Below are 9,958 nucleotides of genomic sequence, written 5' to 3' on the forward strand. Positions count from 1 at the left end.
ACCGGCGCCCCGCCCCTACGATCAGCACCTCTGTCTCCGACACCCGATGGCTCCTTGTTGACTTGCGTCCCGATGAACTTATCAAGTTTCATCATGCGGACATGCTGTTTCATTTTCGATAACTCTAGCTATCACTCAGAGCCTTGTCAAGGTCGGGCCACACCTTCATTTGACGTGCAGTTTTTGCATGCGACGCAGCGCTGGAATGCCAGCCTTGCAGAGGCACAGGAATGCGAGCGGGGACGCATCGTGGTTCGCATTCGCCCATTGGAAGACATCCACCAAGGCACGTGCGCGTTGCCGACACGCACGCTTACGCTCGACCTGTAACGACCGGTGGCACGGTGCGTTGATCAAAGCGAAGCGAGGGGATTTTGGTTGGGGAATGAAATGCGGAGGTTGGGGAGGGACGTTTTTCGCTCTACGCAATATTTATCGCATATCGAATTCAATGTAAAGTGAAATGCTGCCAAGCGCAAGGCAGGACTTTCACTGAAGAGACTCACAGCCCCCTGCCTTGCAAGCTACTTTCAAGTCAACCGACTCGCCATCCCCGAGCATGCAGGGATCCAATGACTTTCAGTGACTTTAAAAGGACGCTGGATTCCCGCCTTCGCGGAAACGAACGGTTCCTGGATAGAGAGACGCAGGCCGGAACTGCCGCGCAGCACTACGCGGGCATCACGTCGCTGCTTGCGCCAGGCCGATCGGCATCGACGATTTCACCGTTTCGTCGGTGCGAACGCGTCCCGGCTGCCGGACGCTGGGGGGCCGCCAACTATGCCTCTGCAACTGCCACTTTCGTGTCAGCCCGATTGCGGCGCTTGCCCCACCAGCACGCCAAGCAGGAACTGCTCTTGCGCGCTATCCAGGCCGAGGTCTTCGTTGACGAGATCGTCGAATACGCCGCCAAAGGGACGCGCGCTCAGTCCCAACGAAGTTGCTGCCAGGATCAGGCTCTGCGAAATGTGGCCGGCCTCGGCCGCGAGCATGCGATAGCCGCCCTCGCCGTACTTGTGTTCGTGGCGCGGAAAGCAACCGGTCAGGCAGAACATCACCGCCGCGCCTGAAACCATCTCGCGCTCAACTGGCAGCATCGCTTCGAGCAGCAGGCCGGGGGCGAGCGGCTTCACAAGTTCCAGTTCGCTTTCATCGGCGCGATAGTGGTAGACGGCCGGCACCAACCCCTCGATTTGCAGTGCCATCGCATACACCTCCACCGCGTACAGCCCGCCACTGGAAGGATAGGCCCGCAGGTTGGATTGCCTGCCTTCCCATTGCATGACCCCCGTCACCCCGCACGCGGTATCCAGAAGCGCATCGAATGCATTGCGCGCTACCGGTGCACCGGAGAAATGCCTTCGCGAGCGGCGCGTGCGCGTCAAGGCGTGTAGTGGGCGCAAGCACTCCGGCGTGGCCTGGCTGACTGGAAGGCGGGCCGCTTGCGGATAGCAGCGATGTCCGCCATCCATCGCCAGCCCCAGAATATCGTCGCCTTCCAGTCCTCCACCCGGCAACACGCCTTTCTTGGTCGCCGCATGAAGCAACCGCGCAACGGCACGCCCCGACATGTCGATCGCGCCCGCCTCAATCATTGCAGCGAGCAGGCGCGCAGCTACCGAGCCATCGGGTTGCGAGAATTGGTTCAGGATTTGCGCGACCGTGTGCTCACCGTCCATGGCACGCACCAGCCTGGCAACGATGCGCGGGCTACCGGCAACCCCGATCTCGCGGCGAGCGCGGCGAATCACGGTACATCCCGCCTGCCTTACAAACGCCGGCTCCTCCACGGCACTACTGAGCCAGGCCACGCCGCTTTCGTCGGTCCAGTTTCGCGTGCACGGTCTGAGCATCGGCCGGACCTGCTCTCTCAGCGCTGCTGGCGGCCCGGCCCAGCGGGTGACCTTGCGCTCGCGCCAACCATCCACCAGCAAGTCGGTGCCGAACGCGAAGTCCGTGGTGACATCGTCGATCAGCGTTACCTCGACATCCAACGCTTGTGTATCGTCGGATCTGGTGGGATCCTCCTGGGCAGGCACCGGATCCAGCATGGCAAGCAGTTCCTGCGCCATCGCCACCGCTTCTGGCTGCCCCTCCGACTGCCCGATACGCTCCGCTTCGCCATAGTAGTACCTGGCCCGCTCACAGTGCTGCCCCGCCTGCAGAAGACATCCCAGGCGAACCAGCGCAGCAACCTGTGCGGCGGGATCATATTGTTGCGCAAGTAGAGTGGAGGCGGAATGGCACTGCGCCAGCAATTCGTCCGGACGACCGGCGAGCGCCGCAATCGTGGCGAGCTCTTCATGGCAGATGGCTTGCCCTCGCAAGTCTTCCAGTGTTTCCGCAACGGCGAGCGCCGCCTGGAATGCCCGCTTCGCAGCCAGAAGATCGCCGCACTCGCCATGGATGGCTCCGAGCTGTGCTTCGAGCGCCCCCCTAAGTCCTGCCGCCAACCCGCTGCCAGGAAGCGCGCCGGCGATCGCCACCGCTTCCTGCGTATATGCGACCGCGCGTGCCGCCTGTCCAGCCACATGCAGGCATCGACCGATGCGACCCAGGATAACAGCACGGCCAAGACCCGGGCTCGCATCGAGTTGCGCAAGCGTGGCGAACAACTGCGGCGCCCGTTTGGCCAGGTCCCGCAGCTCCCCGGCTCTCGCTTCCAGTGCCAGCTTCCGCCCCGGCTCAGCGGTATCCGCAGCGTCTCGCGCCGCCAGATTGCCGAGGGTTTCAAAAATGACCCATTCCCCCGCTACCGCCGGCTCGAGCGTCTGGACCACCGCGAGCGCCTCGTCGGCCAATACCCGCGCTTCGGCCGCTCCATCGGGCTGGCCAAGAAGCAGCTCGGCAAGCCTGCCGAGCTGCTGCACCAGGTACTGCAGCCTTCCTGCCTGCCTCGCATATGCGATCACCTTCCGATACCAGCGTTCCGCTTCCGCCGGCAGGAATTCTTCCTCGCTGATCTGGGCCAGCAGGCACCAGATATCGCTGGCACGCGCCCTGTCTCCGGCCTGTTCGGCGAGTGAAGCCGCGTCGCTGAGATAGTGCCTGGCCTGCGCCCATTGCCGCTGCGACTGGAGTATCTTGCCCAGCCGGACAGACGTGGCCGCCTCCATCAGCGGATCTCGAATCGCCTTGGCGATCTGATGCGCGGCACGATAGTGAACGAGCGCCTCCTGATAGTCGCCTGCATCGAATGCCAGAGCGGCCAGGCGGACAAGATCCACACCCTGGCCGCGCAGGTTGCCGGATTTCCTCGCGATCGCCAACGCCTCGTCGTACGCCTGCTTCGCTGCCGTGTGTTCGCCGGCTGCGCGAAGCGCATCCCCGAGTTCCGAGTGCAACGCGCTACGCACGCTGTTCACGCGATCCGTAGGCGTCAGCTCCGCCGCAATGGCGATCGCCTCTCGAAGACAGTCCGCAGCGGATGTGGCTTGTCCTTGTAGGTGGTGGCACCGGCCAAGCCGACCAAGCACGACCGTCCTCTCGAAGCGGGAAGCACCATCCAGGCTGGCGAGGATCGCTTCGAACACCTGCGTCGCGTCAGCAGCCTGGCCGCGGTCCAGCAACTGCTGGCCGCGCGCGCATTCCGACAGATACTGCGACTGTGACTGGGATGCCGGCATGGCCGACACCGCGACACCGGCGGGCGTGCGCTTCATCCGCTCTCCCGCGCCAGCCATGGCGCTACCACCGTGCGCCTTCTGTCCTTTTGTCCTCCCCACGCCCCCTCCTCCCCGCGCGTGCCCGGCAGATGATGCCGGCATTTATCGCAAGCGCGCTCAAGTTCTGTTAAGAGCGGCCTCGCTGTGTGGGCCCGCTGCGCGGTACTTCCAGGCGCGCCCGCGACATGCGATCGACGCGTTACACGTGAGGAGCGCCCGCTCGTCTGGCTCGCGCGAGGCAAACCGGCCCGCAGCCCTGCGATGGCTAGGCAGTCGACTCTAGTTGCCCATCTGCGCAGCCAAGGGCCACCGAAATGTTGCCTGCGGCGGCCAGGACCTGCTGGATGTATTCCGCTTGCAGCACTTTCGTGAGCCTGGCCTGTGGTATCGCCAATGCCACGGAGCCGACCACTTTCGATTCCCTATCGAAGACAGGCGCAGCGATGGAAGCGCCCCCGGCGACCAGTTCGCCCAGGGAAATGGCATACCGGTTCCGACGAATCGTCCTGAGCAAGACCTTGAGCTGGTCACGCTCCTGCGCGGCAGGAATAGCACGCAGGACTTCCGAGATCGCCGCCTCGGAAAGGAAAGCGAGGATCACCTTCCCCGGCGCGCCAACATGTAGCGGCCGCACCGTCAGCCCAGGCGCATAGGACAACGGCTTCTTGCTCTTGAGTTCCTGAACACACTCACGCTTGTTTCCGCCCTGGAAGACAAAGAGCGAGATCGTCTCGTCGGTTGTCTCCCATAGTTCTTGCAGGAAGGGTTGCGCGACCTGAACGACATCCGTGCTGGCCAGGAACGCATTGGCCAGCTCTACGGCACAATGTGTCAACTCATAGGTGCGCGGGTCACCGTACGAGCGAAGCAGCCGCTTCTTCTCGAGCGTATTCAGAAGGCGATATAAAGTGGGTCGACTGAGCGGGACGGCCTCCTCGATCTTCGAGATACCCATCGACGGCGTCTCGATGAAACTGAGCAGAATATCTAGGGCGCGCTCGACCGAACGTACGCTATCCAAGCGGACTCCTCATGTATTTTTAGTGATACGCTGCCTGGGCACTGGCAAAGGCAGCATTCCATTCCCGTCTACCGCCCATGGACGGACACCGGCAAAGCGGATTCTATCCTCAATTGCGGCGCCCGGAACGCCGCCAGCCTTCACGCCACCGCATGATGCGCTTATGCAGCGAGCGCTTCCTCCTGGACCGTGTTTCGGAGAATGCCAACATTGGAGATTGCAACTTCGACGACGTCCCCTGCCCGGAGGAAGCGAGGCGGATCCTGGAACAATCCCACGCCGCCCGGCGTACCCGTGACGATCACGTCGCCGGGAAGCAAGGGACAGATGGTGGAGAAGTAGGCGACCAGGTCCTCCACGCCAAAGATCATCTCGGAGAGCGGGGTGCTTTGCACCTCCACGCCGTTCAATCGCGTCACCATGGTGTTCGAGCCGATCGGTCCCACCTCATCAGGCGTCACCAGCCATGGACCGAAAGCACCCGTTCCGGCAAAGTTCTTCCCCGCGCCGATCTGCGATGAATGGCGCTGCCAGTCGCGCACGGAGCCGTCGTTGTAGCAGGCATAGCCAGCCACATGGTCGAGCGCCGTTTCGTGCGATATATGTCGCCCGCCCCGCCCGATAACGACTGCAAGTTCGCCTTCGTAGTCAAACTTCTCGGAAACGACCGGGCGAACCAGCGGGCCAAGGTGCCCGACCTGACTGGCTGCGACCCGATGGAAAATCATCGGCCGGGTCGGCGCCTCCACGCCGATCTCGTCGGCGTGTGCCTTGTAGTTGCGCGCCAGGCACCAGATGGCATGCGGGTCGGTCACCACGGGATCCAGCATCAGCGTATCGATATGGCGAGCGCTTCCCCGCCCCGATTCCGCTGCTTGCCTCGCCTGCGCCAGGCCATCCTCCAGCGACAACAGGCCTCGCATCGTCCGCGGCAAGTCCGGCGCCACTTCATCCAGGCATACCACCTGCTCCTCGAACACGATGACACCCACGCCTGCCTTGCCCTTGTTCTGATACGACACCAATTTCATGGTAAGAATCCCTCAAACTGTCGAAGCTTCCCCGGCCCGGCTGAAGGCGTGGCCATGCCTGCGCCCGATGCCCGCCGGGACACTTTCAGGCGAACGTACCGGCGACACCAGGTTCGGGCACCACGGTTGACGACGCCAGCTCGCCCCTCACGGTCTGAAGCTGGCGCCCCAGCCCCTTGACCTCGGTGGCGACCACATCACCCGGCCTCAGATACCGCGGCGGCTTCATCCCCATGCCGACGCCCTGCGGCGTGCCCGTCAGGACAATATCGCCGGGCAGGAGCCGGAAGCATCCGGTGATATAGCTAAGCAGCTTCGCCACCGGGAAGATCATGTCGCTGGTATGGCTTTGCTGCCGGATTTCATTGTTGACGCTCAGGCTCAGCGAGAGCGATTGAGGATCCCCGATCTCATCGCGGGTCACCAGCCAGGGCCCCACCGGCGCGAAGCCTGGCGCGCTCTTGCCGATGATGAATTGCCCGCTTCTCTCGACCTGCCAGACCCGTTCGGAAACATCGTTGACGGTGCAGTAGCCGGCTACGTAGTCCAGTGCATCTGCCTCATCGACCTGGTAGGCCGGGCGCCCGATCACCACGCCGAGTTCCACCTCCCAATCCGTGTTCATTGAATCGCGGGGGAGCACGATGTCATCATTGGGACCGGACAGCGAAGTGATGGCCTTGCTGAATACCATCGGATGGCGTGGTATTTCCATGTTGGCCTCTTCCGCGTGCGCCCGGTAATTCAATCCCACCGCCACCACCTGCCGCATGCCCGAAACGGGTACGCCGAGGCGCGGCGTGCCAGAGACAATCGGCAGCTTCTCCGGATTCACCGCTGCGAGCGCCCGCAGGCCTTCGGGACTAAGGACATCAGGCGTTATATCCGAAACCATTGGCCACAGGGAGCGAATCGCCCCGTTGGCATCCAGCAAGCCCGGCTTTTCCAGGCCCTGCGGGCCGTATCTCACGATTTTCATTCGTTCCTCAAGAAGATTTCCGTCCATTCAATGGTCCGGCAAGCACACGACTTCGCCTGCGGTCATACAACCAGTTAGCGCTTATCGGATTCCGCCGAGATCGCCATGCAGGTCGGAGTCGGCATCGCCGAAGCGATCGCCGAAGTCGAACATGTCGTCGTGCTGGACCCCGTCGTAGTACTGGATTTCCCACCAGTTGTAGTCCTGGTCCTCAATGTAGAACGAGTACAGGAACTTCATCCCGCAACGCACCGCCATCGATGACTTCGAATGGCGCACGCACTCCAGCCCCAGCACCTCCTCGAAGAACCTGCGCGTCTCCTTCAGGTTCCTCGACTCCAGCGTGCCGTGCGACATGAACGACGGCCGCACGATCGCCGTCGCATTCTTCGTCGGCACCGTCGCATTGGGTATCCTCATCGCCTTGCTCCTCCTTTCTCCGTTCATTGATTCGTCTCTCACGCCTGCACCCCCACCAACTCCGCCTGCGTCAGAAACGAATCGGCAAAAAACTCGCTCTCGCGCAACCCGCACCGCGCCACGAAGTCCTCGCGCGCCGCCTCCACCATCACCGGCGCCCCGCACGCATACACCTGGTGCCCCGACAGGTCCGGCAGGTCTTCCATCACCGCCCGGTGCACATAACCCGTGCGCCCTGACCAGCCATCCTCCGGCCGCGCCTCCGACAGCACCGGCACGTAGCGGAACCACGGACACGCCGACTCCCACTCCCGCACCTGCTCGTCCAGGTACAGGTCCTGGGGCCGACGACCTCCCCAGTACAGCGTCATCGGACGCTGTACCTTGCGCTCGATCATGTAGCCGATGATCGCCTTGATCGGCGCGAAGCCCGTCCCGCTCGCCACCAAGACGATCGGCGCGCTGCTCTCCTCGCGCAGGTAGAAGGTCCCCAGCGGCGCCTCGAAGTGCAGGATCTGCCCCGACTCGATCTCCCCGCCGAACAGCCGGTCCGTGAACACCCCGCCCGGCGTATGCCGGATGTGCAACTCCAGCGAGATCTGCCCCGCCGCCGACGGCGGCGTCGCAATCGAATAGCTGCGCCGCTCGCCACCCGGCAGCAGGAAGTCCAGGTACTGCCCCGGCGCATACCGCAGGTTCTCGTTGATCGGCAGCCGCAGATCCAGCACCGCCACATCCGGCGCCGCACGCCGGATCTGCCGCACCCGGCACGGAATCTTGCGCACCTTCACCTGCTTGAGCGACAGCTCCTTCACCTCGATCACCAGATCGCTCAGCGGCTTGGCCTGGCACAGCAACGCCAGCCCCTCGGCTCGCTGCGCCTCGGTCAGGTACGCCGCGTGCGCCCGCCCGTGATCCACCTTCCCCTCAAGAATCCGCCCCCGGCACGTGCGGCAGCCGCCGGCACGGCAGCTGTAGGGCATGATCCAGCCGGCGTTCAGCCCCGCCGTCAGCACTGTCGTCCCCTCCGGCACCGTGTAACTGTGCCCGCTCGGTTGTAAGGTCACCTTGAACGTCATGTCGTCTGTCCTGTCAATTGGGAGGGATTCAGCCCCGCACTGCCCGGGGCAACCGGTGGCCCGTGGCCACTGCGGCAAGCCGCTTCGGGTCCACATCCACGTGATTGCCGCGCCAGACCACATGCAGGTCCGGGCGCAGCAGCAGTAAGTCGCACCCATACACCTCGCGCGGCGCCGCATCCCCGATCTCGATCACATCAAGCGGCGCGCCCACCTGCCGCATGCACGCCGCCAGCCCCGACGTATCCACACGCGTGCCGCCCAGCCGCAACAGCGTGTAGCCCGCCCCGATCCGGTCATGCAGCGCGCTGCCGTCATCCAGCCACACGTGCGGCAGCCGCGCGCCCGGCCACGTGGTCGGCCGGTAGCTGTAGCTGTCCGGGTCCGGGCTCTCTCCCGGCTCCGGCCAGATCAGCGGCGAGTCCAGATAGCGGTAGCCCAGCTCCGTCCCCGTCTGCTCGTTGACCTTGCGCTGCTCCACCTCCGCGACGCGCACCAGGTTCGCCCGCGTCTGGGCGCCCTCGGCCGTGCGATCGCCGATGTTGGGCCGGTAGGCCGCCCGCCACGTGCGCTTGCCGTTGGCCGCATAGCGCGACGCCGCCACATTGCGCGCGCCGATCTGCCGGCGCTCGCGCTGGTACGAGCCCAGCAGGTTCGGGCCGCCCCACCCCGCCAGCGTCGCCGCCAGCTTCCACGACAGGTCGATCGCATCGCCAACCCCCGTGTTCATCCCCAGGCCGCCCGTCGGAATCACCAGGTGCGCCGAATCTCCAGCCAGAAACACCCGCCCCTCACCGTAGCGGTCCGCCAGCAGCAGGTGCTGGGTCCACTCCCCCACGTACAGCGTCTCGAACTCGATCGGCAGCCCAACCACCCGCCTGAACTTCTCCGCCATCTGCCCATCCTCGGCCACCACCGAGTGCATCGTGAAGTGGCGGCAGTCGTCCTGCACCACGATCTGCGTCTCCTGGTCGTCCGCCACGTGGTAATGCCGGCCACGCCCCATCGGAATGCGCCCATACAGGTCGTCGCACCGAAACAGCGCCTGCCGCAACCGCAGGATGTTGCCCTCGCCGCTCAACCGGATCCCCAGTTGCTTGCGCACCGTGCTGGAGCCGCCATCGCATCCCACCAGATAGCGTGCGCGGATCTCCTGCGCGCCATCCTGGCTATCGACGACACTCGCACTTACCCCCTCTTCATCCTGCGCAAACTCCGTCAGCTCGCAGCCAAAGCGCACCGTCACATTCAGCGTGCGCTCGGCCACCGCCTTCAGCAGCGGCTCCAGCGTGTACTGCGATATCAGGTGATACGGCTCCAGCGGCGCACCACCGTCATTGCGCCGCCTGCCCTGCGCCTGCAACTCTCCCACCGACGGGTACGCCCGGTGCAACAGCGGCGGCTCTGCCAGCGAGGTCACGATGAACACATCCATCGGCTCATCGCGCGGATACCCCGCATCCCGAATCTGTTCCGCAATGCCCAGGCGCCGGTACATCTCCATCGTCCGCGCGTTGCAGCGCTCCATCTTCGGCAAGCGCCCAGGCGCCTGGTTGCGCTCCACCACCGTGCAACGTACGCCCCGCTGCCCCAGATCGATCGCCAGCGTCAATCCAACCGGCCCCGCCCCTACGATCAGCACCTCTGTCTCCGACACCCGATGGCTCCTTGTTGACTTGCGTCCCGATGAACTTATCAAGTTTCATCATGCGGACATGCTGTTTCATTTTCGATAACTCTAGCTATCACTCAGAGCCTTGTCA

At 64.1% G+C, this 9,958-nt stretch carries 7 protein-coding genes; all 7 read right to left on the reverse strand.

The genetic code is table 11. The features are described 5' to 3' along the window. Positions 1–806: 806 nt before the first annotated feature. The 7 genes from AC1DT6_RS39735 to AC1DT6_RS39765 all read right to left on the reverse strand — a co-directional run bounded on the left by AC1DT6_RS39735 (position 807) and on the right by AC1DT6_RS39765 (position 9,852). Complete coding sequence (locus tag AC1DT6_RS39735; protein ID WP_477115548.1) at positions 807–3,662, reverse strand: SagB family peptide dehydrogenase; 2,856 nt, start codon at positions 3,660–3,662, stop codon at positions 807–809. 268 nt (positions 3,663–3,930) lie between these two features. Then, positions 3,931–4,686: an IclR family transcriptional regulator gene (locus AC1DT6_RS39740; protein WP_477115549.1), complete on the reverse strand. Its 756-nt coding sequence runs from the start codon at positions 4,684–4,686 to the stop codon at positions 3,931–3,933. A gap of 161 nt (positions 4,687–4,847) precedes the next feature. Continuing rightward, on the reverse strand, positions 4,848–5,717 hold the full coding sequence (locus tag AC1DT6_RS39745; protein ID WP_477115550.1) for a fumarylacetoacetate hydrolase family protein: 870 nt from the start codon (positions 5,715–5,717) through the stop codon (positions 4,848–4,850). Between the two features lie 85 nt (positions 5,718–5,802). Next, positions 5,803–6,696 (reverse strand): fumarylacetoacetate hydrolase family protein, encoded by an 894-nt coding sequence (locus AC1DT6_RS39750; RefSeq protein ID WP_477115551.1) that lies wholly within the window; start codon positions 6,694–6,696, stop codon positions 5,803–5,805. An 81-nt stretch (positions 6,697–6,777) separates the two neighbouring features. Next, positions 6,778–7,116, reverse strand: coding sequence for a hypothetical protein (locus AC1DT6_RS39755; RefSeq protein ID WP_477115552.1), 339 nt, complete (start codon positions 7,114–7,116; stop codon positions 6,778–6,780). A gap of 38 nt (positions 7,117–7,154) precedes the next feature. Then, positions 7,155–8,195, reverse strand: a complete 1,041-nt coding sequence (locus AC1DT6_RS39760) for a CDP-6-deoxy-delta-3,4-glucoseen reductase (protein ID WP_477115553.1) — start codon at positions 8,193–8,195, stop codon at positions 7,155–7,157. Positions 8,196–8,223: 28 nt separating this feature from the next. Further along, a complete protein-coding gene (locus AC1DT6_RS39765; protein ID WP_477115554.1) occupies positions 8,224–9,852 on the reverse strand; it encodes an FAD-dependent monooxygenase in 1,629 nt (542 codons plus the stop codon). Positions 9,853–9,958: the final 106 nt, after the last annotated feature.

It is taken from the genome of Cupriavidus sp. 01L45 (assembly GCF_056399885.1).

What these genes read in the sequence shown, in the direction of transcription:
- AC1DT6_RS39735 (WP_477115548.1), bottom strand. Translation starts at nt 3,662, where the DNA reads ATGAAGCGCACGCCCGCCGGTGTCGCGGTGTCGGCCATGCCGGCATCC.
- AC1DT6_RS39745 (WP_477115550.1), bottom strand. Translation starts at nt 5,717, where the DNA reads ATGAAATTGGTGTCGTATCAGAACAAGGGCAAGGCAGGCGTGGGTGTC.
- AC1DT6_RS39750 (WP_477115551.1), bottom strand. Translation starts at nt 6,696, where the DNA reads ATGAAAATCGTGAGATACGGCCCGCAGGGCCTGGAAAAGCCGGGCTTG.
- AC1DT6_RS39755 (WP_477115552.1), bottom strand. Translation starts at nt 7,116, where the DNA reads ATGAGGATACCCAATGCGACGGTGCCGACGAAGAATGCGACGGCGATC.
- AC1DT6_RS39760 (WP_477115553.1), bottom strand. Translation starts at nt 8,195, where the DNA reads ATGACGTTCAAGGTGACCTTACAACCGAGCGGGCACAGTTACACGGTG.